Raw genomic sequence first — 25415 nt, forward strand, 5'->3', positions numbered from 1 at the left:
TTAGTCTCGGACCGCCCAGAATTCCATGGCCAGGCCGGGGAACTCGCCCGCCAGGTGCAAGGCCATCGCACCGGTGCGTTCGAGCTGCTTCCAGAAGTCGCCGCTCTTGTCGAGCTCGAAGTACACGTATCCCGCGCTGTACGGAATCTGCCGCGGCGCCACCGGCAAGGCCCGGACGGTGACGCCCGGCAGTTGCAGGTGGACCAGGTCGCGGATACGGTCGACCGGACCGATCTTGACCTGGGCCGGGAAGCGCGAGCGCACGGTCTCGGCCGGCATGTCGGCGTGCACGGCCAGCACGAAGCCGGCGGTGCGCAGCAGCTCGGCATCGGAGACCTGCGCGGTGCGCACGCCCTGGCCGCGATCGTGCAGCGGGATCTGGATGGCATGCTGTTCCAGCACGGCGGACAGCGAACGGCGCAGCTCGGCCATCAACGGCTCGAACGTGGCCTGCAGATCATCGTGTTCGTAGGCCGGCAGCACCTCGGGCCGGCGCTGCGCGCTGGTGTAGGTGGCCAGGTCGCTGGCCAGCATCAGCCAGTCGTGGAACAGGCGTTCGGGGTGCATGTTCGGCACCTGGCGCGCGTGCCACAGGGCGCCCACGTAACGATTGACGGTCTCCAGCAGCATGAAGTCGGCCACTTCGGAGACGCCGCCGCGGCCCGGCTGCGTCAGACGCTGCGCCAGCACTTCGCTGCGCGCTTCCAGCAGGCCATGGAGTTCGCTGGTGAAGGTGCGAAGCGCAGGTTGCAGCGCGGCCTCGAGCCAGGGCGGGATGTAGCGGTCGTCCAGCAGCACGCGGTTGTAGGCGCGGCGCTCGATCACGCGGGCCACGCCCACGCCGATCCACTCGTCGCCCAGGTCGGTCTCCAGCATCAGCCGCAGCCTCAGGCGGCCCATCTGCACCAGGGCGGCCTCCATGCCGACGGCGCCGGAATCCTCGATCTCGCCCTCATGCACCTCGAAGCGCGCCAGGGTGTCCTGGCCCTCTTCGTAGATGACCTCGCAGGCGCCCGGGCGGCGGCGCGGCAGCGCCAGCATCACGCGCACGTCGCGCGCGTCGGGGTGGACGTCCAGCGCGGCGGGCGCATCCTGGACGCGCTCGAATTCGAACGGCGTGCCATCCGGCAGGATGCCTGCGGCCTGCGCCAGCGCGACCTTGCCCAGCGCCAGCGCGTCGCGGTCGATCTCCAGGGCCGAGAAGCCCCAGAAAAAGCCCTGCAACGCCTGCGTGCGCCGGCGCAGCAGCGCCTCCAGGTGCCGCTCGAATTGCTGGAAATGCTGCGGCCGCAGGAACATGCCCTCCGACCAGACGACTTTGTTGTCCAGTGCCATATTCGATTTATGTGATTGACGAAAAACTAGGCCGGCTCGGCCCAGATCGGCGGGATGATGCGCAACGCGGCCCGAGACCGCGGGCCTGCGTCAGAAAGGCCACCAGGAACTCTCCCGGTCGACGAATTTCAGGCCCTTGCCGTCGACCGAGACCCGGACGGTTTCCTCGTTGGGCGAAAACTGCCAGAACTTGTAGATATTCGTGTTCTGCGCCTCGGGCAACGGCACGGTCAGGCGCCATCGGCTGTTTTCCAGGTCGCGGTAACCGGCCACGATACCGACCACACGCGCCTCGACGCTGCCTGCGTGCGTCACCTTCCTGGTCTCCCCGGGCTGCAGGATGACCTGGTCGCTTTCGAGCAGCGTCTTGCCCAGCGCGGCCTGCGGGTCGCCCTGCAGCGTGAAATAGTCGCGCGCCTCGAATTCGCTGGGCGATCGCAGCTCGAATACCGTTACCTGTATGGGCGAGGGCCGCCCATTCGCATCCAGGTTCACGCGCGGGTCGGCATACAGTTCGATGGCATAGGGCACCGCCCGCTTGCTGGCGGTGGAAGAGCACCCCACCGCCGCCGCCATCAGTATGACCAGGGGCGCCAGCCGCAAAATACGCAGTGCCTGCCGGATAAATGATTCTCGCGTCGCCATAGCGCCACCCGCTTCCCGTGGTTACGAAAGCCGGTATATTCAAGGCAGGCATACGGCTTTTTTATGACGAAATGTAGTTAGTTACGCCTGTTACGGAGTGGTGAATCTGCTTCTCGATTGGAAATATTTGGCTTACCACCCGAATCATTTCCAGGGCGACTCGCCGCTATCATCGCTGCAAGTCCGCGTCTGTAACCGGCCATCCTGGCCGAGCCGCGCGGGTTTCTCTCACTGTTCGCTCACGACTCCTCACTATGAGAATGCAAGTGCGTTCCGGCCTGCTGGCCGCCGTGATACTGCTGGCGGGATGTGCCGCCAATAATCAGCCCGCGCCCGCGCCGGTCGTCCTCACACAAGAGGCGCGCGACCAGTTGCAGCAAGTGCGCGACTCGTACAACGCCGGCCGCTATGGCGACGTCATCCGCCAGGTGGCGACCTCCGACGTCCTGCACCAGTCCACCTCCGAAGTGCGCATCGAGGCGCTGAAGCTGCAATCTTTCAGCTACTGCCTGACGGACTACCGCCAGTTGTGCGAGGACGGCTTCCGCCGCATTCTGGCCATCGACCCCAGCTTCACGCTGGCCCCCAGCGAGGCGGGCCATCCCCAGTGGGGGCCGGTGTTCCGCCAGGCGAAGGGATCGCAGAACGGCTGAGACAGGGCCATCCAGGCGGCGTCCTGCGTGGCGCCGCCCTCCGGCCCGGGCAACACAGGAAGACGGCCATGACCCTTACCCTGATCCAACGCAATCCCGATGCATCCGGCGCGCCGCGCCGGGCGGAGTTCCACGCCCCCGGCGGTACGCTGGGCCGCGACCCCGCGAATCATCTGGTGCTGCCGGATGCGTCCGGCATGCTGTGCCGCGTGCAGGCCGCCCTGCGCGTCGACCCTTACGCCTGCCGCCTGCGCAACCTCAGCTCGATGAGCAAGGTCAGCGTCAACGACGTGCCGCTGGCCGCCGGGCAGGAGCTGTCCATCGCGCCGGGCGACACGCTGCGCATCGGCGCCTATGTATTGGGAGTGGAACTGTCGCAAGCGGCGGCGGCCACCGCCGCCCAGGCAGGTTCTGCGCCGCCGCTGGGACCGGTTGCCGCCACCACCGTGGCCGCACCGGTTGCCGCCGCGCCGGTTGCCGCCGCACCGGTTGCCGCACCGGTTGCCGCCGCGCAGCCTGTCGCGGCAGAGGCGCCCCGGCAACCGGAACCGCCCGCCGCAGCGCCGCCGGCATCCGCCGCCGCGCCCGTGCCGATGGCGCCGCCCGACTTCCCCGACCTCTCCGACTTCGATGCATTGGGCAAGCCGCCCGCCGGCGATCCGGATCCGCTGCTGACCGGCGCGCCGGCCGCCGCCGAACCCGCACCCGCGCCGCAACAGCCGCCCGAGGACGTGTTCAGCGGCCTGTTCGGTCCCGGCACGCTGCCGGTGGGCACGGTATCCGACGTCTCGGCCCATCCTTTCGAAATGGACTCGGCCCAGGCGCGCAACGCCGCCGATCCGCTGTCTCACCTGCCTCGCGGCGACGCGTCGGTCTCGCGCCCCCAGCGCGATCCGCTGGCCATGTTCGATGCGCCGCATGGCGGCCATGACGTTTTTGCCGACCAGACGCCTTCGACGCTGCCCGCGCACGATCCCCTGCAGCCGATGCGGTCGGACCCCGTGCGCGACACGCTGCAGCGCCCGCGCGACACCGACGACAGGATCTCGGCGCGCGACCACGCCTCCATGGGCGGCTCTTTCCTGCGCCCCGCCTCGCCACGCGCCCCCTCGCAGCCGGGCGCCGAGCGCGGCGGCAACGGGCGCGACCGCAACAACGAACGCTGAGGCGCGGCAGGATAGCCATCCCGCCAGGCCAGGGCTGCAAATGACGACGGGCCGGCGCATCGCCGGCCCGTCCTTGCTACATCCCTGCCTTCAATTGAAGGCTCAGGCGTACTCGTAGGCGAACTCGCCGTCCTTGGCCGACAGGCGCAGGCGGGTCCAGCCGTGGCCATCACTGCCCAGCGAAGCCCCCAGCAGTTCGCGGCTGATCTTCGGCAGCACGCGGTGCGTCAGGATCGCGTCGACCATGCGGCCGCCCGACTCCACTTCGGTGCAGCGCTCCACCACCAGCGCTTCGGCAGAGGAATCCACTTCCAGCGTAATGCCATGGTGCTCCCGCAGTCGGCTGGCCACGCGGCCGAACTGCAGCGCCACGATGCGCTTGAGCACGTCGTCGGCCAGCGGCAGGTACGGCACCGCCACCAGACGGCCCAGCAGCGCGGCCGGGAAGACCTCGAGCAGCGGCGCGCGCAGCGCGGTGGCCAGCGCATCCGGCTCGGGCATCAGCGAGGGATCGGCGCACAGGCGCGCGATCAGCTCCGACCCCACGTTGGCCGTCAGGATGATCACCGTGTTGCGGAAATCGATGTAGCGCCCTTCGCCGTCTTCCATCCAGCCCTTGTCGAAGACCTGGAAGAATATCTCGTGCACGTCGGCGTGCGCCTTCTCCACCTCGTCGAGCAGCACCACGCTGTGCGGCCGGCGGCGCACGGCCTCGGTCAGCACCCCGCCTTCGCCGTAGCCCACGTATCCGGGCGGCGCGCCCTTCAGCGTGGAAACGGTGTGCGACTCCTGGAACTCGCTCATGTTGATGGTGATCAGGTTCTGCTCACCGCCATACAGCGACTCGGCCAGCGCCAGCGCCGTCTCGGTCTTGCCCACGCCGCTCGGGCCGCAAAGCAGGAACACGCCCACGGGCTTGCCCGGGTCGGTCAGGCGGGCCCGGGCCGTCTGGATGCGCTGGGCGATGGTGTCCAGCGCATGGCGCTGGCCGATCACGCGGCGTTCCAGCGTGTCGGCCAGGTCCAGCACGGCACGCGCTTCGTCGCGCACCATCCGGCCCACCGGAATGCCTGTCCAGTCGGCCACCACGGCCGCCACCGCCGAGGCATCCACGGCGGGATGGATCAGCGGATTCTCGCCCTGGCTGCTGACCAGCTCGGCGTTGGCCTGGCGCAATTCGTCGCGCAGGCCCTGCGCAGCGGTCTCGTCCAGCCCTGCCGGCATGTCCGCGGCAGGTGCGACGTCGTTGCCCGCATCGGGCACGGCGGCATCGACGCCCGCTTCGATGCCCTGGGCCTGGGCCGCCACCGCGGCCGCATCCGGCGGCACGCCGGCGTCGGGATCCAGCTTCTGGCGCAGCGAGAACACCTGGCGCGCCAGGGCGGCCTCGCGTTCCCAGCGCGCGGCCAGTCCGGCTTCCTCGGCGCGGATGGCGGACAGCTTTTCCTGGATCTCCGCCACGCGCTCCAGTCCGCCGATGCCCAGGCGCGATTCGCGTTCGGCGATGCCCAGCTCGACGTCCAGCGCCTCGATGCGTCGGCGCGCATCCTCCAGCGCGGCCGGCACGGCCTGCTGGCTGACGGCCACGCGCGCGCACGCCGTGTCCAGCAGCGCCACGGCCTTGTCGGGCAATTGCCGCGCCGGGATGTAGCGATGCGACAGGCGCACCGCGGCCTCGATGGCCTCGTCCAGCAACAGCACGTGATGGTGCGACTGCAGGGCCTGCGCCAGGCCGCGCAGCATCAGCACCGCGCGCGCCTCGTCCGGCTCATGGATCTGGATGACCTGGAAGCGGCGGGTCAGCGCCGGATCCTTCTCGATGTACTTCTTGTATTCCGACCAGGTGGTCGCGCCGATGGTGCGCAGTTGTCCGCGCGCCAGGGCCGGCTTCAGCAGATTGGCGGCATCGCCCGTGCCCGCCGCGCCACCGGCGCCGATCAGCGTGTGGATCTCGTCGATGAACAGCACGATGGGCCGTTCGCTGGACTGCACCTCGTCGATCACCTGGCGCAGGCGCTGCTCGAACTCGCCCTTCACGCCGGCGCCGGCCTGCAGCAGGCCGATGTCCAACAGGTAGAGCGACACGTCGCGCAGCGGCGCCGGCACGTCGCCGCTGGCCAGGCGCAGGGCCAGGCCCTCGACCACGGCGGTCTTGCCCACGCCGGCTTCGCCCGCCAGCAGGGGATTGTTCTGGCGGCGGCGCATCAGCACGTCCACCATCTGGCGGATCTCCTCGTCGCGGCCCGAGACCGGATCGAGCTTGCCGGCGCGCGCCTGGGCGGTCAGGTCCACCGCGAAGCGCGCCAGCGCGCAGCCGCCCTCGCCCGCCGGGCCGCTGGCGGCCACGGGCGCATTGCCGCCAGCCAGGGGAGGCGCCTCGGCTTCTTCCGGCGAGCCCTTCACGAATTCGTCGAAGCGCTCCATCAGCACATCGGGCACGATGCGCTTGAATTGCCCCGACATGCCTGCCAGCACATTGCGCAGGCTGTAGGTGCGCGCCAGCGCCAGCAGCAGATGGCCGCTGCGGATGCGCGAGGCGCCGTAGCGCAGCGAGGCGAGCACCCAGGCCCGCTCGACCGCGCTGTCGACGTGTTCGGACAGGTCCGACACCGAACCCGCGCCGCGAGGCAACTGGTCCAGCGACGTGGCCAGGTCCTGTTGCAGGCGGCCGAAGTCGATCTCGAAGGCGCGCGCGATGCGATGCAGATCGCTGTCCTGCATCTGCGCCAGCGTGTGGACCCAATGCACCAGTTCCACATAGGGATTGCCGCGCAGCTTGCAGAACGCCGTGGCGCTTTCCAGCGCCTTGTACAGCAGCGGGTCGAGTTTGCCGAACAGGTCGGCACGGCCGATATCGGACATGATGCTCCGTCGAATGGGTAGAGGTTATGGAACGGCTTTATTCATGTATTCACCGCATCAGTCTTCCCGCACCTGCCGTCAATCGGCCGGCGCGCAGCTCAGCGTCACCTCCATGGCGCGGTCGCCAACGACCTGCGGGTCGCTGGCCAGGGGCAGCATGCGCGTGCCCGACTTCATGACCGGAAACACGCCGGACTGGGTGAAGCTCTGCGTGCCGCCGTCCAGCTTGACGGTGGCGCGGTACGAGGCCAGCGCCGATTTGCAGCCGCACTGCCCGATCGACTTGCCGACCTGCAGCGTCAACTGCTGCAACACCAGGCCGTTCTCCACGCTGCGCAGGCCAGGCCGCACCTGCACGCACTGGGCCAGGTCGTTCTTGACGTCCACGGGCCCCGCCGCCTGGCTGGCGGCCGGCGCCAGCGCCAGCAGCGCCGGCAGGCACGCGCCCGCCAGGCGGGCCATCACGTGTTCAACCGCCATGTCAGCCCCCGACCTTGGTGCCGCCATTGGTGGCGCGGTTGGGAACGTAATCCACCTTCAGCAGCACGGTGCTGCGGCCGCTGGACTTCGCGAAACCCAGCAGCAGCGGGAAGATGCGCTGCTCGACTTCGATGCAGCCGTGGCTGAAGCCCTTGATGGAATCGTGCAGGTAGAAGCCGCCACGCACGACCGAGCAACGATTGCGGGTCGCCGTATCGGCCGCCTCCATGCGGGCGCGGTAAGTGCCCCAATTGGCCCAGTACTCTTCGCAACTGCCGGCGGCCTCGCCACGCGGAATCTGCTGGATACCCCACGACGGCGCCAGGTTGCACATGTTGCGGCCATCGTCCTTGGCCGTGCCCTGGTTGGCCAGGAAGACCTTGTACAGGCCCGGCGGTACGGGGCCGGCATCGGGCGTGCACGATTCGCTTGGAATCTGGTGCTTGGGCATGCCGCTGGTCGCGCGGAATTTGCCGTGCCCGCCCCAGGTCAGGACCTGGCCGTCATACGTCATGTCAGGGATCATGCTGTTAGCTCCTCTTGCTCGGGTTGTCTGGCGCGTGCGCCCCGCTGACGCTCGCGGCTTTCGTAATCCAGCAGCAGTTCTCCGGCATCGCCCTGCTGCTCCTGCCGATTTCCCAGCCAGGACGCCAATCCCAGCGGCGAAGCTTCACCCAGCCGCACACCGCGCACCTCGGCCCGGCGCATGACGGGCCTGAAATCCCAGGCGAACTCCACGCCCACGTAATGCCGTACCCAATGCATGACCTGGCTGGCGCGCTTGCCGCCGGGCAGGAACGACGCATAGTCCTCGCGGCTCAGCGGCCCGACTTCCAGACGGAACTTGTGCTGCGCATCGCGCACGGCCACGCCCAGCAGGGTGTCCCGGCCCAGGCCCTGCCGGCCGCTCAAGCCCAGCCGCTGGCGCGGCTCCAGGCGGATCCATTGCGGCACGTACTCGCACACCTTCACGGGCAGCGAGAAAAACGTCTCCAGAATGTGGCGCAGGCCCTCGGGGTTGCGCGTCTGGCGCAGCAGATGACCGGCCATGTAGTACTTGGCGTGATCCATCACGCTGTCGCGCCGCTGCATCGATGGCACGCCCATGTGCATCAGGCTGGCCACGTAGCGCGTGAAGCGCTCTTCGCGCCGGTCCAGGCTGACGGTGCTCTGCGCATCGGCCCAGGCACGGTAGAACAGCAGGATCAGGCGATGATGGAACAGGTCGGCGAACGCGCTGAGCGTCGGGTCGCCGTGGTGATACATGCGCTCGCGCGCGTGTTCGGTCAGGTGCAGCGGCAACGGCCCATTGGGACCGAACAGGCCGAAACTGTAGATGGACAGCTCGGGCGGGCCATTCTCCGTCGCCAGCTTCGCGGACGCCAGCGTGGCCGGCGCGAAGGCCATCGACGGTTCCTGCCGCAGGCGCACAGGCTCGTTGCGCGGCGAGGCATCCCGACCCAGCGGCGAACGCGCGCCCGCGCGGGCGTCGATCCAGCGCAGCACGTGGAACAGGTCATGCGCGTACGGCTCGCGTTCCAGGTCTTCCCAGAAGCCTTCGGGCAGGTTGCCGCCGCCGCGCACGCCCTCGCCCGGCGTGGGCGGCAGGGCCGTGGCCGGCATCGGTCCGGCGGGCTCGGAAGCCGCCGCTTCGGACACGGGATCAACCATCGTCGATGCCGACATGCCTACCCCATGTGGACTTGCTTGGCATCGACCTTGACCAGCGCGTCGGCGGTCACCACGGTATAGGGCGCATGCACGCGCGCGCTCTGCCCGGCCTGGTAGTCCATCGTGCCGACGCGCACCTGCTCGACCTCGCCGACGCTGCGGAACGCCATGCGCGACAGATGCGACAACCGGTCCACCACGGCCTCATAGACCCTGCCGACCAGGCGCATGGTGCCCACGGCGCCCTGCACCTCGCCCGCCACGTAATGCATGCGCGCGGCGCTGCAGCCGGCTTCGTCGGCCTGCACGTGCAGCTTGCCGGTCTCGACCCGCACGCCTTCGCGGCCGGCGATGCGCACGTCCGCCGCGGCCTGCAGCGCCACGTCGGCGGTGCGCGAGCGCAGCAGCATGCGGCCCTCCATCTCCAGCGTGCCGCTGGCCGGATCGGCCTGTTCGATCACGGCGATCAGGTAGACGCGCGAGGCATCCGGGCCGCTGATCATCACCGTATCGCCCAGCTCGGGCGTCAGCAGGCAACTGGCGGCGCGGCGCGCCAGCCATTCGCGGCCATCGCAGCGCACGGCGTAACCGCCGTCTTCGTCACGGCGCACCAGGGTGCCGATCAGGTGGACCGGATCGTATCGGGGATAACTGCGCAGGGCGGCTTGCATGATGATCTTCCTAATCTCTTTATCCGGAGCGGCCCGGCGCGCTCATTGACGAACCTTCGTGCTGCGCACTCCGGTATTCGCGCTTGGAGCGGCCCGGCGCGCTCATGAACGAACCTTCGTGCTGCGCACTCCGGTATTCGCGCTTGGGGCGGCCCGGCGCGCTCATGAACGAACCTTCGTGCTGCGCACTCCGGTATTCGCGCTTGGGGCGGCCCGGCGCGCTCATACCGCGGGTCGGCTGCCCATGCGGGGTTGCCATCGGGCCAGTTCGCCGCGCTGCAGCGTCGACAGGACCAGCTCCGACATCATGTTGATGGAAACGTGGCGGGCGAAGAACTGCTCCAGCACCGCCCCGAACACGTACGGGCTGATGCCCGAGAATGCGGCCTCGTCGACCTGCAGGTCGATGCGCACGCCGCGCCCGTAGACCATCGGTCCGGGCAGCGGCAGGCGATGATGCACCGGCGAAGCCTGCACGTGGCGCACGCCCGAGATATGCTTGCGCACCACCGGGTCGGCCAGGTTGCCGTACAGGTTCAGCAGTTCGCGCAGGGACTGCGCCCCCTGGTCCGAATCCAGGTCGGTCAGGCTCAGGTAATGCAGCCCCAGATGGCTGATCAGTTGCCACGAGGCCGCGTTGTCCGCCAGCGCGGTCGACGGGCGCGTCGGGCCATGCAGCACCTTCACCGCCTTCACGGGCGCGGACACGCGCAGCGTGAAGTCCGATTCGCCGCCCAATGGCAGCAGCATCGGCAGGTCGCGGTTGGTGCACAGCGTCTCCAGCGTCAGGTGCCGCAAGGCCCCGGAGAACGGCGCCTCCTGCCGGTCGACCAGCGACAGGAACAACTCGCTGCCCGTATAGCTGGTGCGCGTGCCGTGGCGGCGCGCGGTGTCGGAGGCCAGCCGCGGCTCGCGGCGCGTGGAGTAATACGCGCCGTAGTCATCGGTATCGGCGCCGAACGATCCATAGAAAGGCCGGAACTCCTGCTCGGGCTTCTGCGCGGACACATGGCCCAGCACCTTCGTCACGCTGTAGACCTCGAAGTCCATCGGGCGGGTACGGTCCACCACCGCGTGGTATTCGTAGGTGCGCGGCGTCACGGCGACGCGGTCGGCGCGGCGCGGGAACAGGTTGATCACCGGAGAGCAGTGCAGCGCCAGGTTCTCGGCGCTGATCGAACCTTCCAGTTCGGGCGCCGCGGCCGACAGCAGCAGCGTCAGGTCGAAGCTGCGCGTCTCGGGCTTGCCCCCGCCCTTGGCATTGGCGGCGCGCGCCGTGCGCAGGCCGCGCTTCAGGTTGTTCACGCTGAAGAACAAATAACGGCGCGGGCAGGCGAAGTACTCCTGCAGCAGGCGGTAGCCCTGGAACACGCGCGTCTCGGTCGGCAGCAGCGCCTGGTCGTCGGCGAAGCCCTCGTGGCGCAGCGCATCGGCGGGCAGCTTGTTGATCCAGGCGGTCGGCCGCGCGCTGTCGTGCGCCAGCACGGCCACGGTATGGCCCATCACCAGCTCCATCAGGCGCTGCATGGGAACGTCCTGGCCGTTCAGATAGAACATCAGCTGGTCGATATCCAGGTCTTCCAGCGTGACGCCGCCGCACACCTCGATGCGGATGCGCAACGCGCTGACCACGCCGGCATTGCGCCCGCCCAGCCCCATGCGCGACAGCGGCAGGTCGGGCGGCGGGCCGGTGAACTCGGCCTGGGTCACGCGCAACGGCCACAGCCGCACCTCGTGGCCCGTCATGAACTCGCAGGGCGTCTGCTCGTTGCGCGCCAGCCGGCCGCGCAGCATGGTGCCGCGCGGCAGCGTGAAGCCGCCCGCCAGCGAGCCTTCGTTCATGCTGGGCGAGAACTGCACCACCGCCATCGAAGGCGTGGGCGCCAGGTAATGCGGGTGCACCACTTCGAGCAGCCGCTGCGTGAAGCGCGGAAACTCGGCATCCATCTTCAGATGGATGCGCGCCGCCAGAAAGCTGAAGCCTTCCAGCATGCGCTCGACATAAGGGTCGGCCACTTCGGTGCCATGCATGCCCAGGCGGCCAGCCACCTTGGGAAACTGCCTGGCGAACTCCGCGCCCATCTCTCGCATGTAGACGAGTTCGCGGTTGTAGTACTCGAGCAGGCGCGCATCCATCAGGCGATACCTCCGACGTCGCGCAGATCCATGTGTCCGCTTTCCAGGTCGATATCGGTGCGGAACAGGAATTCCATGGGATATGGCACGCACCAGAGCATGCCGCGGATTTCCAGGGTGAGCACGTTGTGGTGCTCCAGGGTGCCCGTATCGCTGATGCAACGCACCTCGACCGACGACTCCAGGATGCGAGGTTCGAAGGTGGCGATGGCATCGCGAATGGACGACTCGACATCGACCCAGTCGATGTCCGACATGCGGCGGCCAGCCATGGCCCGCACGCCGAAATTCAGGCAGGAACGCGGCACGCTGTCATAGGCCGACAGGTCCTGGGTGGTCTCCAGGTTGACGGTGTTCAGCAGCCAGCGCAGGTCGCGCAACACGGCGGTGCGCAGTTCGTTGTGCGTCAGCATTGACGCCTCGGCCGCCTCGCCACGGCGCTGCGGCTCGTTGTCCATCAGGCGATCGAGCAGCGAGGGCTGCAGGCGGTCGCGCGCGACGCGGTTGTCGCGCGTGATCCGCGGGCTGTCCGGCTTGCCGCCGGCGTCGCGGTGCCCCATCAGGCAGCCTCCTGGCGCAGGCCGCGCACGTCCAGCAGCGCGAATTCACCGGCGTCGGTGATCCACATCTTCTGGCCGGCGCCGGCAAAGGTGCCATCGGCCAGTTCACGCCACTGCGTCACGCGGCCCAGCCGCAGGTGCTCCTCCTGGTCGGCCATGCGCTGGCCGGGCGCCGCGGGATAGCGCGCGGGAATCAGGCCCGGCAGCGTGCGGCCATCCTTCAGCAGGATCTCGGCGCGCGCCCAGACCAGGTCGCACAGGCCCTCGGGCGCCAGCAACGCGATCTCGCGGATGTCCTCGAACGGCACCCAGCCGTACTGGCCACCGGAAAGCAGTTCGCAGACCGGGCCCAGGCGGCTGTCGCCGTCGCCGATCCACGCATAGGGCTCGGGATCCGCCTCCTCGGCGGCACCGGTCAGCGCGCCGGCGCTGACCTGGGCGGCGTCCAGCGCCCGCGCGCGCAGGTCGGCGGCCTTTTCCGGATCGGCGGCATCCACGCCCAGGGCCTGCACCAACAGGTCGCACCATTCGGGATGCGAAGCAAAGAACGACGGTGCGCCCGCGCCGGCCAGCACGGCCTCGCGCTGCCTCTCGCCGTCGATGGCCTGCGAATACATCATGGCCATGGGGCGCGACTGCATGCTGAATTGCGAACACAGGCGCAGTTGATCGGCGGCGCGGACCCAGTCGCCCTGCACGGCGGCCAGCTGGAAGAGCTGGGCGCGCAGGTCGGCGTCGTCGGGCGCGCGGCGAATGCGCGATTCGACCGCCTCGATGTGCTGCGACAGATTGCCGTCACGCAAGGACAAGGCGGAGTTCTGCATGGAGGGCATCCCGGTTCGAACAAGAATTCTGTGGAAAACGTCGGATGAAACGAAATGGCGGGGTCGCGAGGGCCTTCCAGACCCGATCGCGCCCCGCGTTTGCTACGCTGGATAGCGGTCAATACGCTGGCAAGCGGATCAGCCGACTTCCTTGTTCTGCTTGATGTCCCAAGCGACCAGGCTTTCAGCGCCCTTGCCGCCCGAAGCAGTCTGCTCCCAGTACTGCTGGCGCACGCGGGCAGCCTGGAAGGCGTAGTTCACCAGCACGGCTTCCGAACCGTTGTCGGCGGCGACCTGCACCGACGTCACCAGCACTTCTTCCAGGGTGATCTTGCTGTATTCGACTTGCTGGCCGCCGGCCTTGCAGATCGACAGTTCGATCTTGCTCAGGTGCTTGCCGCTGGCGCAGTGCTTCATGACAGCCGGAGCCGCCTTGTCGATGCGGGCCACCACGTGCAGGTCGTTGAAGCTGGCCTTGCCAGCGCCCTGGCCGCCACCGGTAGCCAGCGTGGCCGGCTGGGTGGCGCCCCACGAGAAGGACACGATGTCGGTCCATTCCTTGTGGTTGGCGTCCTTGGATTCACCATTGGCGCCCTCGATCTTCATGAACATGTCAACAGCCACTTACTTTCTCCCTTAAAGTCGCATGGATGCCGGGCGGAATGCCCGGCCCGTGAAATTGCCCTCAGGCCTCGCTCTGCTTGAGCGAAGGCAGCTTGGACACCAGTCGCAGCGATACCGTCAGCCCTTCGAGCTGATAGTGCGGCCGCAGGAAAAACTTCGCGGAGTAGTACCCGGGGTTGTCCTCGATCTCCAGGACCTGCACCTCGGCGGCGGCCAGCGGCTTGCGCGCCTTGGTTTCCTGCGAGGAATTGGCCGGGTCGCCATCCACGTAGTTCATGATCCAGTCGTTCAGCCAGCGCTCCATCTCGTCGCGCTCGCGGAACGACCCGATCTTGTCTCGCACGATGCACTTGAGGTAGTGCGCGAAACGGCAGCAGGCGAACAGATACGGCAGACGCGCGGCCAGCTTGGCGTTCGCGCTGGCATCGGCGTCGTGGTACTCCTGCGGCTTTTGCAACGACTGCGCGCCGATGAAGGCCGCGAAGTCGGAGTTCTTGCGATGCACCAGCGGCATGAAACCGTTCTTGGCCAGTTCCGCCTCGCGGCGGTCGCTGATGGCGATTTCGGTGGGGCACTTCATGTCCACGCCGCCGTCATCGGTCGGGAACGTATGGCACGGCAGGTTCTCGACCGCGCCGCCCGACTCCACGCCACGGATCGACGTGCACCAGCCGTACAGCTTGAACGAACGGTTGATGTTGGTCGCCATCGCATAGGCCGAGTTGGCCCAGGTGTAGCGGTCGTGGTTCGCGCCGTCGGTGTCTTCCTCGAAATCGAATTCGTCCACCGGGTTGGTGCGCACGCCGTAGGGCAGGCGCGCCAGGAAACGCGGCATGGCCAGGCCGAGGTAGCGCGCGTCTTCCGACTCGCGCAGGCTGCGCCAGGCGGCGTATTCGGTGTTGGTGAAGATCTTGGTCAGGTCGCGCGGGTTGGACAGCTCCTGCCACGAGTCCATCTGCATCACGTTGGGCGAGGCGCCCGTGATGAAGGGGCAATGCGCGGCGGCCGAGATGCGCGCCATTTCGCCCAGCAGCTCCACGTCCGGGGGGCTGTGGTCGAAGTGGTAGTCGCCCACCAGGCAGCCGATGGGTTCGCCCCCGAACTGGCCGTATTCCTCTTCGTACACGCGCTTGAAGATCGGGCTCTGGTCCCAGCCCACGCCCTTGTAGCGCTTGAGCGTGCGGCCCAGGTCCTTCTTCGACATGCACATGAAGCGGATCTTCAGCAGCTCGTCGGTCTCGGTGTTGGTGACCAGGTAGTGCAGGCCGCGCCAAGCGCCTTCCAGTTGCTGGAATTCGGCGTTGTGCATGATCAGGTTGACCTGCTCGGACATCTTGCGGTCGATCTCGGCGATGATCGCCTGGATCGTGCGATAGGCGTCCGACGAAAGCCCCACGCCGCTGTTCTGCAGCGCCTGGTGCGCCAGGGTGCGCACGGCGTGCTCGACGGCCTCGCGGGCCTGCTCGGTCTTGGGCTTGAATTCCTTCTTCAGCAGCGACGAGAGGTCATCGGTTTCGAGCGTCTCGACTGCTGCGTTGGTACTGGCGCGATTGGCCACTGCTGTCATGGCGTTCTCCGTATCCGTCGGATTCAGTTGGCGTCCTTGGACGCGGTGGCTTCGCCGGACTCGTTGGCGTGCGCGCCGGCGGGCGCGGCGGCATTCGGCGCGGCGGCCAGCGAGTTCAGCAGGGCGGGGTTCTTCAGCACCTTGCCGATCAGTTCCTCGGCGCCGTTCTTGCCATCCATGTACGTCAGCAGGTTCGCCAGTTGGGTGCGAGCCTGCAACAGCTCATCCAGCGGGCCGACCTTGCGCGCCACGTTGGCGGGCGAGAAATCGTCCAGGCTCTCGAAGGTGATGTCGACGTTCAGGCGGCCGTCGCCCGTCAGCGTGTTGTCCACCTGGAAGGCGGCACGCGGACGCACCGACTTCATGCGCTCGTCGAAATTGTCGATATCGATGTCCAGGAACTTGCGGTCGGCCACATCAGGCTGCGGCGTGTCCGATTTGCCGGCCAGGTCGGCCAGCACGCCCATCACGAACGGCAGCTGGATCTTGCGCTCGGCGCCATAGACCTCCACGTCGTACTCGATCTGCACGCGCGGGGCACGGTTTCTGGCGATGAATTTCTGTCCGCTGCCTTTCAGAGTTGTGTTTGCCATCGTTGTGATCTCCCGAGGAAGTGTTTTTTGCCGGGACGCTTACGAACCGGTATGGGTACGGTTCTCCGCGTCGCGCGGGATCCAGGCTTCGAACTGATCGAGCCCCTGCGGCGCCAGGTTGCGCAGAATCTCGTGGAAACTGAGGGGAATGAGCTGCTGCACCCGCCGGATCAGCACCGGCGCCGGATGGCTGGGTTCGTGCGCCTCGAAATAGGCGCAGACCTTGGCCAGCATGGCCGCGGCTTCCTCGCGGCTGGTGATCTGGGCTTCCTGCCACCGCACGACGTTCTGCACGATGGTGGGACGTTGCTCGGCCGCCGCCGTGGACACCGCGGCAGCCGGCGCGGCGCCGGCCGCCGCCTCGGGCTCGAAGGCCTCGGGCGGTGTTTCGGGCGCCACGCCCGTGCCGGAATCCATGTCGCTCCAGACGCGGCGGATGGTGTCCAGGCTGCGCAGCACGCCGGCGAAATCGGGGCTCCACGAACCGCCCAGGCGGCTCGTCGTATGCTCCTGGATGCGGCGCAGCGCGGCAGCGGCGTCGCTGACGGCCAGCACCGCGGGCTCAGGGCCCAGCCAGGCCTGGCGCAGGCTTTCGGTCAGCCGCGGACGGCCGCCGGGATAATCGGTATCGGTCTTGCTGCCTTCCAGCAGCGATTCCGCATCACGCATCGACAGCTTGCCGTGCACATCGTCCAACAGGACGGCGGAGCGCGCGCTGCGGGCGCAGCCCAGCGGATCGCCCAGCGAGGCCAGCGCATTCATGCGCGGCATCGGATCTTCCTCGCCGTACACGTCCAGGCGGGGATGCACGTCTTCCCAGTAGTGTTCCAGCGTGCTCGCCGCCAGGGCCACGCCTTCGGCGTAACCGGGCAGGCCACGCGTCTCGGCCCACGCCTGCGTCAGGAAGGCGATCACGCGCAGGTCACGCGTGCGCTCCAGCAGCGCGAGGGCCAGTTTTTCGACATTGCGCCAGTCGGGCGGCTGGGCGGGGATAATCGTCGCGCCGAACTGCTGCTCGCTCTTGCCCACCGTCGCCTGCTGCAGCTGAAGAAACTCGGGGTCGTATTCGAGATCTTCTCCGCAGGGCAGGTTCGGTTCCAGCGTCTTCAGCAACTCGGCGAATTCCATGTTCGTCATCAGGCGCGCAACGGTAAAAAACCGGGCCCGCCCGCTGGCGACCCCGTCAGACGTGCGAATTCTATGCACGCACTCCGAGGGCACCAATGACATCTAACATGTCCTGTCGCTTCTTACGTTTCGATAACACCGCACCAAAAAATCAAACGTTTCTTTTTATTTAAACCGGCATTATTGTCATAATAATATGGTATACGCCGTTTCCGATTTTTTGCGTGTCGAACGGGCCATGCGCCAAACCGAACCAGCCTATTTCGGCGCCCGCACCAGGGTGGATTTCCCGAACAGGCTTTCCACCAATTCCACCGCCACCGACGCCGTCTTATTGCGCACGTCGAGGGCGGGATTCAATTCGACGATATCCAGCGATCGCATCAGCCCGGTGTCCGCGATCATCTCCATGCAAAGCTGGGCTTCGCGGTAGGTCGGCCCGCCAGCAACTGTAGTGCCTACGCCCGGCGCGATCTCCGGGTCCAGGAAGTCGACATCGAAGCTGACGTGCAGATGGGTTTCGACATCGAGCCCGGCCAAGGCCGCCTGCATCACCGCGCGCATGCCCATCTCGTCCAGGTAGCGCATGTCGTAGACCTCCAGTCCCGCCTGGTGCACCAGGGTGCGTTCGCCATCGTCCACGCTGCGGATACCGATCTGCCGGACCCAGGCGGGCTGGATCGCCGGATGGCGGCCCGCCAGACTTGTCAATGCCGACGGACCATTGCCGCACAGGCAGGCCACCGGCATGCCGTGCAGATTGCCCGTGGGCGTCAGCAGATTGGTGTTGAAGTCGGCGTGGGCATCCAGCCACAGCACGCGCAGCTTGCGGCCGGTCTGCCGGCAATGCCGGGCCACGGCGCTGACCGAGCCGATGCCCAGGCTGTGATCGCCGCCCAGCATCACCGGCAGGCAGCCGTCGGACAGGGCCTGCCCCACGGCGTCGCGCACCAGCGTATTCCAGGCCACCACCTCGTCCAGGTGCCGATAGCCGCCCACGGGCGGCCGCCAGGGGTTCGTGGGCCCTTGCAGGTTGCCGATGTCCTCGGCGCGCACCCCGCGCCGCTCAAGCATGGCCGCGATACCGGCCACCCGCAGGGCCTCCGGCCCCATGGAAGCGCCTCGCACCCCCGCGCCGATATCGGTGGGCACGCCGATCAGCCGTGCGGTCAGGTCGGTCGGAAAATTCACATGGGCCTCCTGGAATGGCATGCCGCGGCGCCTCGGGCGCCCGAAGGTTAGAGCCTTGCCGCCTCAGTCTATTCCCGGACCCGCCAGGGAAATCAGGCATCGGAAACGTTTGCTTGCACTTTAGTCAGGCGAAATAGAGGGTAAACCCGAAATTCCACTTGCGTACCTATCTAGTAGTAGGTAATATTTGATCCATGGACGACGCATCGACAAGACGCAGCGCCCAGACAGCCAGACCGGCTTTTTTATTTACCCGATTACCTATCTACTGATAGATAAACCCAGCATCATCGACCACTGACTTCTCAAAGGAATCCATCATGAAGACCATCGCCTCCACTCTGATCCTCGCCGCCAGCCTGATCGGCGCCAGCGCCCACGCCGCCGACAACGTCGAACCCAACGACACCCCCTTCCAGGGCGTCTACGGCCAGCAGGACCAAGCCGGCAAGACCCGCGCCCAGGTGCAAGCCGAACTGGCCGACGCCCGCGCCCAAGGCCTGCTGACCTTCGGCGAAGCCGACCAGCCCGCCTACACCGGCGTCGACACCACGCCGAACCGCGCACAAGTCGAGGCCGCTCCCTTGCGCGCCCGTGACGACCGCGCCGAAGCCTGGTATCCGGACGGCGCCTGATCCGCAGCCCAAAAATTTCGACTCGAACCTATCTACTGATAAATAACTTTCTTCGATATCCAAACTCAAGGAATTCATCATGAAGATCTTCGCCGCCACCCTGTTGATGATGTTTGGCGTGACTGCCTATGCCGCCGACAACGTCGAACCCAACGACACCCCCTTCCAGGGCGTGTATGGGCAGCAAGAACCAGGCAAGACCCGCGCCCAGGTGCTGGCCGAACTGGCCGACGCCCAGGCCAATGGCCTGATCGTGCAACAGGAAGCCGACCTGCCTTTCCAGGCAGCCAATACGGCCACCCTGAGCCGTGCCCAGGTTCGCCAGGAATTGGCCCAGGCCCGCGCCGCAGGCCAGAGCAGCTTCGGTGAACTGGACTACCAGGCCAACTGATGATCCGCCAACGCGCACAGGACGCCCGGCCCTTGTCCACCGGCCTGCCCCGCCTCCGATGGCCCGGGGCGGCCATCGAGGCAGACGCCGGGCGTCCGTTCCGCTGGCCCTTTCCCGCCGCCCCCACAGGAGCCGCACGACCCTAGATTCCATCCGGAGCTGCATCATGGATACCGAAACCACCCGCAATCAGCTTGTCGCCCACGCCCAGCGCCTGATCCAGGAGCGCGGCTACAACGGCTTCAGTTACCGCGACCTCGCTGCGCTGGTGGGCATCAAGACCGCAAGCATCCACTATCACTTCCCCCAGAAGGAAGACCTGCTGCTCGCCGCCGTAGAGGCCTACCATGCGCACTGGCGCACCGCCATACGGACGATCGCGCCGGACCTGCCGGCCGCCGAGAAGCTGCGGCAGTATCTGGCCCTGCACACCAGATCATTCGGCGGCACCGCCCGCGTCTGCCTGGGCGGCGCCCTGGCGGCCGACCTGGCCTCGCTGCCCGCGCCCGTGCGCCCCGCCCTGCAGGCGTTCTATCGCGCCAATGAAGACTGGCTGGCCGGCGTGCTGGCCGAAGGCGCGCGCGATGGCTCGCTGCCCGCGCGGGCCGATTCGCAAGCGGGCGCCCGCGCCGTATTCGCCGCGCTGCAAGGCAGCCTCTGTGCCTCGCGCCTGTTCGGCGACAGCGAACGGCTGCGCGACGTCCTGCCGGTCCTGGCGGTCGCCTAGACTTGAGAGAAACCTGAAGAAGGAAAGCGGTCGAGCCCTGGGCGCCGGCAATGGGCGCCGGGGCCTCAGGCCGGCTGAGGCTCGCGCTGCACCGAGGCGAACACGTCCTGCACGCGATCCGGCGCCTGGAACAGGCGCGATGCCAGCAATGCCCCTTGCAAGGCGGCGAACAGCGCGCGCGCATCGGCGTGCGGATCCCCCGACGACTTCAACGTGCCGTCCCGCGCGCCTTCGGCGAACACCTTGGACAGCCAGGTCTCGTGCTGGCGGTAGAACGTCTGCAACGCGGTGCGCACCGAATCGGGCACCGAATTGAAATCGGCCGTCAGCATGCCGCACATGCAGACCTGGTCGCCGGCCGTGCGGGTGAACAGGCGGGCGTACTGGTCCAGGCGCTGCCGGGCCGGCAGGGACTCGTCGACGCCGCGCACGGCCCGCATGGCGCGGCCGGTGTAGTCATCGACCGCCGCCAGCAGCAGGTCTTCTTTCTGGGGGAAGTGATAGTGGATGCTGGCCGTCTTCACGCCGACGTGCTCGGCCAGGTCGCGGTAGCTGAAGCCGTTGTAGCCGCGCTCGCGGATCAGCGTCTGCGCGTGCGCGATGAGCTGTTCGCGGGTGTTACCCGACACGCCGGAGGACTTGGCAACAGGAGGGGCGGGGGGAATGTCGGACATGGCGGCAGGGTCTTGCGGGCGAAATTTCATGCTATCTACTGATAGGTTGGAAGTCAAGAAAATGCCCGGCGGGCCGGCAAGTGCGTTGCCGTTGCGCCGCGGCGGGGGCTGGTATCCTGCGTCCATCCGGCGCCAGCAAGGCGCCCACGCGCGCGATGGCCCCTCGCGCCGCCCGTCTCTCACTCCACGGTTTTTTCGCATGCGTCCTCCCCTGCCCCGCAGGTTCCCTTCCCATTCCCTGGCGATCGCGCTGGCGCTGGCCAGTGCGTCCGCCGCCGCCCAGCAAACGTCCCCCGCCACGCTGGCGCCCGTGGTCGTCACCGGCACGCGGGTCGGCGCCTCGGTCATGGACACCCCCGCATCCGTCGACATCGTCGAAGGCGGCACGCTGCGCGCCCGCCAGCCGGGCATCAACCTGTCCGAGGGGCTGGCGGGCGTGCCGGGCCTGCAGATCCAGAACCGCCAGAACTACGCGCAGGACCTGCAGATATCGATCCGCGGCTTCGGCGCGCGCTCGACCTTCGGCGTACGCGGCGTGCGGCTGTACGTGGACGGCATCCCCGGCACCATGCCGGACGGCCAGGGCCAGACGTCGAACATCGACATCGCCTCGATCGACCGCGTGGAAGTGTTGCGTGGCCCGTATTCCGCGCTGTACGGCAACTCGTCGGGCGGCGTGCTGCAGGTGTTCACCCAGGACGGCGCGCGGCCGCCCAGCGTGTCGGGCACGTTCTCGGCCGGCAGCGACCGCACGATCCGCTATGGCGCCAGCGCCAACGGCGCCACGGGCTCGGGCATCGGCGAGCTGGACTACGTGGTCAGCGTCAACCGCATGACCACCGACGGCTACCGCGACCACAGCGCCGCGCGCAAGACGCTGGGCAACGCCAAGCTGGGCCTGCAACTGGACCAAGACAGCCGGCTGACCCTGGTGATGAACAGCGTGAACCTGTCCGCCCAGGACCCGCTGGGCCTGACCCGCGAACAGTTCGAGCGCGACCCGCGCGGCGTGGCCGATCCGGCCCTGGCCTTCGACACCCGCAAGACCGTGCGGCAGACCCAGGGCGGCCTGGTCTATGAGCGGGACATCGGCGGCGGCGACTCGCTGCGCGCCATGCTGTACTACGGCCAGCGCGACACCGTGCAGTACCAGTCGATTCCCGTCGCGGTGCAGCGCCCCGCCACCCACGCCGGCGGCGTGATCGACCTGCAGCGCGAATACGGCGGCGCCGACCTGCGCTGGACCGGCCGCCGCACGCTGGCTGGCGGCCCGCTGACGCTGATCGGCGGCCTGTCCTACGACACCCTGGAAGAACGCCGCCAGGGCTACGACAACTACACGGGCAACCCGGCCAGCCCGACGCAGTTGGGCGTGCGCGGCGCGCTGCGCCGCGACGAGACCAACAACGTCTACAACCTGGACCCATACGCGCAGGCCTCGTGGCGGTTCCAGCCGAAATGGACGCTGGACGCGGGCCTGCGCTACAGCACCGTGCGCTTCGACTCCGACGACCACTACATCGCGACCGGCAACGGCGACGACAGCGGCGGCGCGCGCTACCGCAAGCTGCTGCCGGTGACCGCGCTGCGCTACGCGCCCACGCAGGACGCCAGCGTGTACGTGTCGTACGGGCGCGGCTTCGAGACGCCGACCTTCAACGAGCTGTCCTATCGCCCCGACAGCCAGCCGGGCCTGAACTTCGGGCTGGCGCCGTCCGTCAGCAACAACGTCGAGGTGGGCGCCAAGCTGCAACTGCCCGCCGGCCTGCTGACCGCCGCCCTGTTCCAGACCAACACCGACGACGAGATCGTGCCCGCCTCGAACACCGGCGGCCGCAGCACCTTCCGCAACGCGGGCCGCACACGCCGCAACGGCGCCGAGTTGGAATGGCGCCACGACTTCGCGCGGCATGCGCGCGTGCAACTGGGCTATTCCTGGCTGGACGCGCGCTATCGCGACTCGGTGTCCGACGTCATCCAGGCAGGCAACCGCATTCCCGGGACGGCGCGGCATGCCTTATATGCCGGCCTGGCGTGGCAACCCCAGGAGGGCTGGCAGGCGGGCGTGGATGCCCGATACCTGAGCCGGATCTACGCCAACGATGCCAACACCGAGGCCGCGCCCAGCTACGTGGTGGCCTCGGCCAGCGCGGGCTATGCGTGGCGCGTGTCGGCCTGGCGCATCGATGCGTACGCCCGCGTCGACAACCTGTTCGACCGCCAGTACGCGGGCTCGGTGATCGTCAACGAAGGCAACAGCCGCTACTACGAACCCGCGCCGGGCCGCGCCTGGACGGCGGGCGTGGGCGCCACGTATTCGTTCTAGGAAACGCGCGGGGCCTTACCAGAGCGACTTGCGCGTCAGGTCGTAGATGTCGGGATTGTGTTCCAGCATCTCGTCCTCGAAGGCCTCGCCGCCATGCTTGTCGATGTAGTCGAACTCGGCCTGCGAGATCGGGAAGACCTGCAGCCAGTTCACCATGTACGCGTCGAACTCGACGCGCGGGAACTCGCCGTCGTTCCAGGAGAACGGCACGCACAGGTACAGATGCGGCGTGGTGCTCTTCGGGTAGTACTCGGCCACACAGTCGCGCAGCACGCTGCCGGGCCGCACGGCCTGGCCGCTGCGCATCAGCGCGAAGGCCGCCGTGGCCATCACGTTGGCCCACTGCTGAAGGTCGTCGGGCATGTCGGCGCACAATTCGATGCGCGTCTTCATCGGCTCGCCATCGTCGTGGCGCAGCTCGCTTTCGAACAGGCCCAGCGTGCTGTAGGTCACCAGGCCGTCCTCGGGCTGGTCACGGATTTCCAGCAGGTCGATGGACAGGCCTTCGATCTCGTCGTGGTGATAGGCACGCACGACGGGCTTGCCGCCGATGATGGACCAGGCATGGCGCGCCAGGGCCTGGTGATGCGCGGACGGCGGAGGGGAAGGTTGCGATTCAGGGGCCATGGAGGTCATCCGTCTTGAGTGTGTACCTGGCGCCGCGGAATAGGAGGCGGGCTGTCAGGGCCGGAAATGCGACGGCCCATTGTATTCATCCGAATCCGGATAACGTCTGACAGCGTGGGGCATCCCGTCGGGAGACAGCCGGCAGTGGCGGGCAGTGGAGGCCTGGCGGGCAGGCGCGGCCTCGTGTGCTCAATACGTGACCATCTCCATGAAAACGTTTGCCTGCGCGGGCGGCAAAACCGCGTGGATGCGCGCGCGCAGGGCCTCCACGAACTCGGGGCGCAGGGCATACGTGTCGTCGTAGACGTCCTGATGGTACTGCCGCAGGAACAGGTCACCCCAGGCGTGCAGCGCGGCGGCCAGGTGCTCCAGGCGCGGCGCCAGCACCTGCGGCTGCCAACTGCCTTCGCCGTGCCGGGCGAACAGCACCTCGATGTGCGCCAGCGCCAGGCGGCCGATGATGGGATCGCCCAGCGCGTGGCCCAGCACGATCCAGTCGTCCGGCCAGCCCGCCAGCGGCTTGCCGTCGGCATCCACGGCATAGCCGATCTGCGCGGCCCGCAAGGATGCCGGGTGGCTGAACAGGTAGATGTCTTCCGCGACCCAGGGTATGGACAGGTCGGCGGTACGCAGCGCCTTGCGCCACAGATTCAGGTCCGGGTGGTAGGGCATCCAGGCCAAGGCCTCGGCGGATGGCTCGGGCAGCTTCTGCTCTGCCACGTCGGGCATCGCGCGCAAGTCGCTGAAAATCTGGTGGATGTCGGTCGTGCGGGGTTCCATGCAGGCGGAGAATACCAAAAAGGCACGCTCAGGTGCGCGGATGCGTCAGGGTTGGCGGGTTGTCAGGAGGCCGCCACCCTGTGACTGCTCCCCCATATCCCCGTTTTGGCCGTATTCCACGGCGGCTTATGCCTTCGCGTCACAACCTCAGCGATGAGCGAGGTTCGGCCTCGTGCACCAGGCAATCAGCGCGAGCAAGGCCACCTGAAGCGGCAGGCGGGCGATCAGCGCCCAGTAAGGCACATCGGGAAAGTCGGCGGCGTGCTGGAGCATGAAGACGTTGGCCGGCGTCACGGCGATCGTCAGCGCGATCAGCCCCCACCCGGCGGCGCGCCGGGATGGCCGCCACAGCACGCCCACCGCCCCGAGCAGTTCGAAAACGCCGGTCAGCAGGACGACTTCGCGCGGCCACGGCACCCAGGGCGGCACGATCCGCATCTCGATATCGGTGGCGGCGAAATGCGCAATGCCGCCGATGAAAAACCACAGGAAGACGACACCCAATCCGATCTTCTTGCCGGTGCTCGGGACGGCATGCTGAATCATGGATAGTGCTCCAGACAAGGGGGCGGTATGTCTGACCTTACACCGAACCCATGCCCGGCCCTGACGGCGACTCGCCGAGCTCGAAATACCAGATGAGGAATTCGTTGAAGCGGGGCCAGCGAGGCATCAGGCGGCCCGCCAGCAGATCGGCAAGGTTATGGAAATCCATGTACGGGTTGGCCATCACGAATGCTTCGGATACTGGGTCAGGCAGGCATTCAAGGCCTCGTTCATCAGTAAATCCTTCGCGACTCGCCTTGGGCGATAAAGAGATCTTGAAGATTGCCGTGGATATCGTGGTCGCCGTAGCGGACGGCGAAGTCTCCGTCCAGGTCGCCTGGAAAATGTGTGCCGTCCAGCGTGCCAAGAATCACCGAAGCGCTGTCCGACATCGCAAGCTCGATGAACTTGAACACGGCTTCGCGATCCTCGGCGCAGAGCCTGGCCAACACGTCTCTGGCCCGGCCGAAGACGTCCGACGCGCCGTCCGCCGGCCCTTCCAGGAGTTGCCGGTAATACGACATGTTGTCCACGAACAAGGCGTTGAACAACGCATCGACGACTTTCTCATCGGGCTTCATGCATTTCTCCTCTGGAAGCGCC

At 67.5% G+C, this 25415-nt stretch carries 27 protein-coding genes; 6 read left to right on the forward strand and 21 right to left on the reverse strand.

Annotated features, from left to right (window positions below; genetic code table 11):
* The gene (gene tssK, locus A6745_RS13540; protein WP_066127885.1) at positions 1–1335 is read right to left on the reverse strand and encodes a type VI secretion system baseplate subunit TssK; all 1335 of its coding nucleotides are present in this window, start codon (positions 1333–1335) and stop codon (positions 1–3) included.
* A 90-nt stretch (positions 1336–1425) separates the two neighbouring features.
* Complete coding sequence (tssJ, locus tag A6745_RS13545; RefSeq protein WP_066127886.1) at positions 1426–1980, reverse strand: type VI secretion system lipoprotein TssJ; 555 nt, start codon at positions 1978–1980, stop codon at positions 1426–1428.
* Between the two features lie 254 nt (positions 1981–2234).
* On the opposite strand from tssJ, the gene A6745_RS13550 reads away from it, so the two are divergent.
* Together A6745_RS13550 and A6745_RS13555 are read left to right on the forward strand one after the other, a co-directional pair.
* A complete protein-coding gene (locus tag A6745_RS13550) occupies positions 2235–2633 on the forward strand; it encodes a TssQ family T6SS-associated lipoprotein (RefSeq protein WP_066127887.1) in 399 nt (132 codons plus the stop codon).
* Between the two features lie 68 nt (positions 2634–2701).
* Positions 2702–3799: an FHA domain-containing protein gene (locus A6745_RS13555; RefSeq protein WP_066127888.1), complete on the forward strand. Its 1098-nt coding sequence runs from the start codon at positions 2702–2704 to the stop codon at positions 3797–3799.
* Between the two features lie 102 nt (positions 3800–3901).
* Here A6745_RS13555 and tssH read toward each other — a convergent pair whose 3' ends face one another.
* From tssH to rocF, 13 genes are all read right to left on the reverse strand, one after another.
* Positions 3902–6661: a type VI secretion system ATPase TssH gene (gene tssH, locus A6745_RS13560; protein WP_066127890.1), complete on the reverse strand. Its 2760-nt coding sequence runs from the start codon at positions 6659–6661 to the stop codon at positions 3902–3904.
* Positions 6662–6739: 78 nt separating this feature from the next.
* Complete coding sequence (locus A6745_RS13565) at positions 6740–7141, reverse strand: DUF2195 family protein (protein WP_231885995.1); 402 nt, start codon at positions 7139–7141, stop codon at positions 6740–6742.
* 1 nt (position 7142) lies between these two features.
* Entirely contained in the window at positions 7143–7667 is a 525-nt protein-coding gene (locus A6745_RS13570) for a tlde1 domain-containing protein (RefSeq protein ID WP_066127893.1), read from the reverse strand.
* Complete coding sequence (gene tssG, locus A6745_RS13575) at positions 7664–8764, reverse strand: type VI secretion system baseplate subunit TssG (RefSeq protein WP_066128868.1); 1101 nt, start codon at positions 8762–8764, stop codon at positions 7664–7666. Before tssG ends, A6745_RS13570 begins: the two co-directional genes overlap by 4 nt.
* Positions 8765–8829: 65 nt before the next feature.
* Entirely contained in the window at positions 8830–9483 is a 654-nt protein-coding gene (locus A6745_RS13580; RefSeq protein ID WP_066127895.1) for a DUF3540 domain-containing protein, read from the reverse strand.
* Positions 9484–9705: 222 nt separating this feature from the next.
* Positions 9706–11619 (reverse strand): type VI secretion system baseplate subunit TssF, encoded by a 1914-nt coding sequence (tssF, locus tag A6745_RS13590; RefSeq protein ID WP_066127900.1) that lies wholly within the window; start codon positions 11617–11619, stop codon positions 9706–9708.
* On the reverse strand, positions 11619–12179 hold the full coding sequence (gene tssE, locus A6745_RS13595; protein WP_066127902.1) for a type VI secretion system baseplate subunit TssE: 561 nt from the start codon (positions 12177–12179) through the stop codon (positions 11619–11621). The genes tssF and tssE overlap by 1 nt, the downstream gene beginning before the upstream one ends.
* Positions 12179–13003, reverse strand: a complete 825-nt coding sequence (locus A6745_RS13600; protein WP_066128872.1) for a type VI secretion system accessory protein TagJ — start codon at positions 13001–13003, stop codon at positions 12179–12181. The genes tssE and A6745_RS13600 overlap by 1 nt, the downstream gene beginning before the upstream one ends.
* 138 nt (positions 13004–13141) lie before the next feature.
* Positions 13142–13609: an Hcp family type VI secretion system effector gene (locus tag A6745_RS13605; protein WP_156513413.1), complete on the reverse strand. Its 468-nt coding sequence runs from the start codon at positions 13607–13609 to the stop codon at positions 13142–13144.
* Positions 13610–13688: 79 nt separating this feature from the next.
* Positions 13689–15194 (reverse strand): type VI secretion system contractile sheath large subunit, encoded by a 1506-nt coding sequence (gene tssC / locus A6745_RS13610; protein WP_066127906.1) that lies wholly within the window; start codon positions 15192–15194, stop codon positions 13689–13691.
* A 23-nt stretch (positions 15195–15217) separates the two neighbouring features.
* Positions 15218–15787 (reverse strand): type VI secretion system contractile sheath small subunit, encoded by a 570-nt coding sequence (gene tssB / locus A6745_RS13615; protein WP_066127909.1) that lies wholly within the window; start codon positions 15785–15787, stop codon positions 15218–15220.
* A gap of 39 nt (positions 15788–15826) precedes the next feature.
* On the reverse strand, positions 15827–16924 hold the full coding sequence (tssA, locus tag A6745_RS13620) for a type VI secretion system protein TssA (protein ID WP_066127911.1): 1098 nt from the start codon (positions 16922–16924) through the stop codon (positions 15827–15829).
* Between the two features lie 249 nt (positions 16925–17173).
* Positions 17174–18106 (reverse strand): arginase, encoded by a 933-nt coding sequence (rocF, locus tag A6745_RS13625; protein ID WP_269148898.1) that lies wholly within the window; start codon positions 18104–18106, stop codon positions 17174–17176.
* Positions 18107–18426: 320 nt separating this feature from the next.
* Between rocF and A6745_RS13630 the strand changes: the two genes are divergently transcribed.
* The 3 genes from A6745_RS13630 (at position 18427) to A6745_RS13640 (ending at position 19859) form a co-directional block, all read left to right on the forward strand.
* Positions 18427–18741 carry a DUF4148 domain-containing protein gene (locus A6745_RS13630; RefSeq protein WP_066127915.1) on the forward strand — a complete coding sequence of 105 codons (315 nt, stop codon included), beginning with the start codon at positions 18427–18429 and terminating at the stop codon, positions 18739–18741.
* Between the two features lie 79 nt (positions 18742–18820).
* The gene (locus A6745_RS13635) at positions 18821–19132 is read left to right on the forward strand and encodes a DUF4148 domain-containing protein (protein WP_066127917.1); all 312 of its coding nucleotides are present in this window, start codon (positions 18821–18823) and stop codon (positions 19130–19132) included.
* 166 nt (positions 19133–19298) lie between these two features.
* Positions 19299–19859: a TetR/AcrR family transcriptional regulator gene (locus tag A6745_RS13640; RefSeq protein WP_066127919.1), complete on the forward strand. Its 561-nt coding sequence runs from the start codon at positions 19299–19301 to the stop codon at positions 19857–19859.
* A gap of 65 nt (positions 19860–19924) precedes the next feature.
* On the opposite strand, the gene A6745_RS13645 is transcribed toward A6745_RS13640, so the two are convergent.
* Entirely contained in the window at positions 19925–20533 is a 609-nt protein-coding gene (locus A6745_RS13645; RefSeq protein WP_066127921.1) for a TetR/AcrR family transcriptional regulator, read from the reverse strand.
* 199 nt (positions 20534–20732) lie between these two features.
* Between A6745_RS13645 and A6745_RS13650 the strand changes: the two genes are divergently transcribed.
* On the forward strand, positions 20733–22859 hold the full coding sequence (locus A6745_RS13650) for a TonB-dependent receptor (RefSeq protein ID WP_066127923.1): 2127 nt from the start codon (positions 20733–20735) through the stop codon (positions 22857–22859).
* A gap of 15 nt (positions 22860–22874) precedes the next feature.
* Here the strand turns inward: A6745_RS13650 and A6745_RS13655 are convergent, their stop codons facing one another.
* The 5 genes from A6745_RS13655 to A6745_RS13670 form a co-directional block, all read right to left on the reverse strand.
* Entirely contained in the window at positions 22875–23486 is a 612-nt protein-coding gene (locus A6745_RS13655) for a suppressor of fused domain protein (RefSeq protein ID WP_231885997.1), read from the reverse strand.
* Between the two features lie 189 nt (positions 23487–23675).
* Positions 23676–24266 (reverse strand): hypothetical protein, encoded by a 591-nt coding sequence (locus A6745_RS13660; protein ID WP_066127926.1) that lies wholly within the window; start codon positions 24264–24266, stop codon positions 23676–23678.
* A gap of 147 nt (positions 24267–24413) precedes the next feature.
* The gene (locus A6745_RS13665) at positions 24414–24812 is read right to left on the reverse strand and encodes a DoxX family protein (RefSeq protein ID WP_066127928.1); all 399 of its coding nucleotides are present in this window, start codon (positions 24810–24812) and stop codon (positions 24414–24416) included.
* 37 nt (positions 24813–24849) lie between these two features.
* Positions 24850–24996, reverse strand: coding sequence for a hypothetical protein (locus A6745_RS28690; protein ID WP_156513372.1), 147 nt, complete (start codon positions 24994–24996; stop codon positions 24850–24852).
* 49 nt (positions 24997–25045) lie between these two features.
* A complete protein-coding gene (locus A6745_RS13670) occupies positions 25046–25393 on the reverse strand; it encodes a hypothetical protein (protein WP_066127931.1) in 348 nt (115 codons plus the stop codon).
* Positions 25394–25415 lie beyond the last annotated feature (22 nt).

Origin of the sequence: Bordetella ansorpii, from assembly GCF_900078705.1 — a bacterium.
GTDB lineage: Bacteria > Pseudomonadota > Gammaproteobacteria > Burkholderiales > Burkholderiaceae_B > Bordetella > Bordetella ansorpii_A.

Excerpts from the sequence above, each read along its gene's own strand:
- A6745_RS13600 (WP_066128872.1), bottom strand. The coding sequence starts at position 13,003 with ATGCAGAACTCCGCCTTGTCCTTGCGTGACGGCAATCTGTCGCAGCAC.
- A6745_RS13670 (WP_066127931.1), bottom strand. The coding sequence starts at position 25,393 with ATGAAGCCCGATGAGAAAGTCGTCGATGCGTTGTTCAACGCCTTGTTC.
- A6745_RS13580 (WP_066127895.1), bottom strand. The coding sequence starts at position 9,483 with ATGCAAGCCGCCCTGCGCAGTTATCCCCGATACGATCCGGTCCACCTG.
- tssG (WP_066128868.1), bottom strand. The coding sequence starts at position 8,764 with ATGCCGGCCACGGCCCTGCCGCCCACGCCGGGCGAGGGCGTGCGCGGC.
- tssB (WP_066127909.1), bottom strand. The coding sequence starts at position 15,787 with ATGGCAAACACAACTCTGAAAGGCAGCGGACAGAAATTCATCGCCAGA.
- tssE (WP_066127902.1), bottom strand. The coding sequence starts at position 12,179 with ATGGGGCACCGCGACGCCGGCGGCAAGCCGGACAGCCCGCGGATCACG.
- A6745_RS13570 (WP_066127893.1), bottom strand. The coding sequence starts at position 7,667 with ATGATCCCTGACATGACGTATGACGGCCAGGTCCTGACCTGGGGCGGG.
- tssC (WP_066127906.1), bottom strand. The coding sequence starts at position 15,194 with ATGACAGCAGTGGCCAATCGCGCCAGTACCAACGCAGCAGTCGAGACG.
- A6745_RS13630 (WP_066127915.1), top strand. The coding sequence starts at position 18,427 with ATGAAGACCATCGCCTCCACTCTGATCCTCGCCGCCAGCCTGATCGGC.
- A6745_RS13660 (WP_066127926.1), bottom strand. The coding sequence starts at position 24,266 with ATGGAACCCCGCACGACCGACATCCACCAGATTTTCAGCGACTTGCGC.
- A6745_RS13650 (WP_066127923.1), top strand. The coding sequence starts at position 20,733 with ATGCGTCCTCCCCTGCCCCGCAGGTTCCCTTCCCATTCCCTGGCGATC.
- A6745_RS13640 (WP_066127919.1), top strand. The coding sequence starts at position 19,299 with ATGGATACCGAAACCACCCGCAATCAGCTTGTCGCCCACGCCCAGCGC.
- A6745_RS13635 (WP_066127917.1), top strand. The coding sequence starts at position 18,821 with ATGAAGATCTTCGCCGCCACCCTGTTGATGATGTTTGGCGTGACTGCC.
- A6745_RS13555 (WP_066127888.1), top strand. The coding sequence starts at position 2,702 with ATGACCCTTACCCTGATCCAACGCAATCCCGATGCATCCGGCGCGCCG.
- A6745_RS13645 (WP_066127921.1), bottom strand. The coding sequence starts at position 20,533 with ATGTCCGACATTCCCCCCGCCCCTCCTGTTGCCAAGTCCTCCGGCGTG.
- A6745_RS13665 (WP_066127928.1), bottom strand. The coding sequence starts at position 24,812 with ATGATTCAGCATGCCGTCCCGAGCACCGGCAAGAAGATCGGATTGGGT.
- A6745_RS13605 (WP_156513413.1), bottom strand. The coding sequence starts at position 13,609 with ATGAAGATCGAGGGCGCCAATGGTGAATCCAAGGACGCCAACCACAAG.
- tssK (WP_066127885.1), bottom strand. The coding sequence starts at position 1,335 with ATGGCACTGGACAACAAAGTCGTCTGGTCGGAGGGCATGTTCCTGCGG.
- tssH (WP_066127890.1), bottom strand. The coding sequence starts at position 6,661 with ATGTCCGATATCGGCCGTGCCGACCTGTTCGGCAAACTCGACCCGCTG.
- tssA (WP_066127911.1), bottom strand. The coding sequence starts at position 16,924 with ATGACGAACATGGAATTCGCCGAGTTGCTGAAGACGCTGGAACCGAAC.
- A6745_RS13550 (WP_066127887.1), top strand. The coding sequence starts at position 2,235 with ATGAGAATGCAAGTGCGTTCCGGCCTGCTGGCCGCCGTGATACTGCTG.
- A6745_RS28690 (WP_156513372.1), bottom strand. The coding sequence starts at position 24,996 with ATGGCCAACCCGTACATGGATTTCCATAACCTTGCCGATCTGCTGGCG.
- A6745_RS13565 (WP_231885995.1), bottom strand. The coding sequence starts at position 7,141 with ATGGCGGTTGAACACGTGATGGCCCGCCTGGCGGGCGCGTGCCTGCCG.
- tssJ (WP_066127886.1), bottom strand. The coding sequence starts at position 1,980 with ATGGCGACGCGAGAATCATTTATCCGGCAGGCACTGCGTATTTTGCGG.
- tssF (WP_066127900.1), bottom strand. The coding sequence starts at position 11,619 with ATGGATGCGCGCCTGCTCGAGTACTACAACCGCGAACTCGTCTACATG.
- A6745_RS13655 (WP_231885997.1), bottom strand. The coding sequence starts at position 23,486 with ATGGCCCCTGAATCGCAACCTTCCCCTCCGCCGTCCGCGCATCACCAG.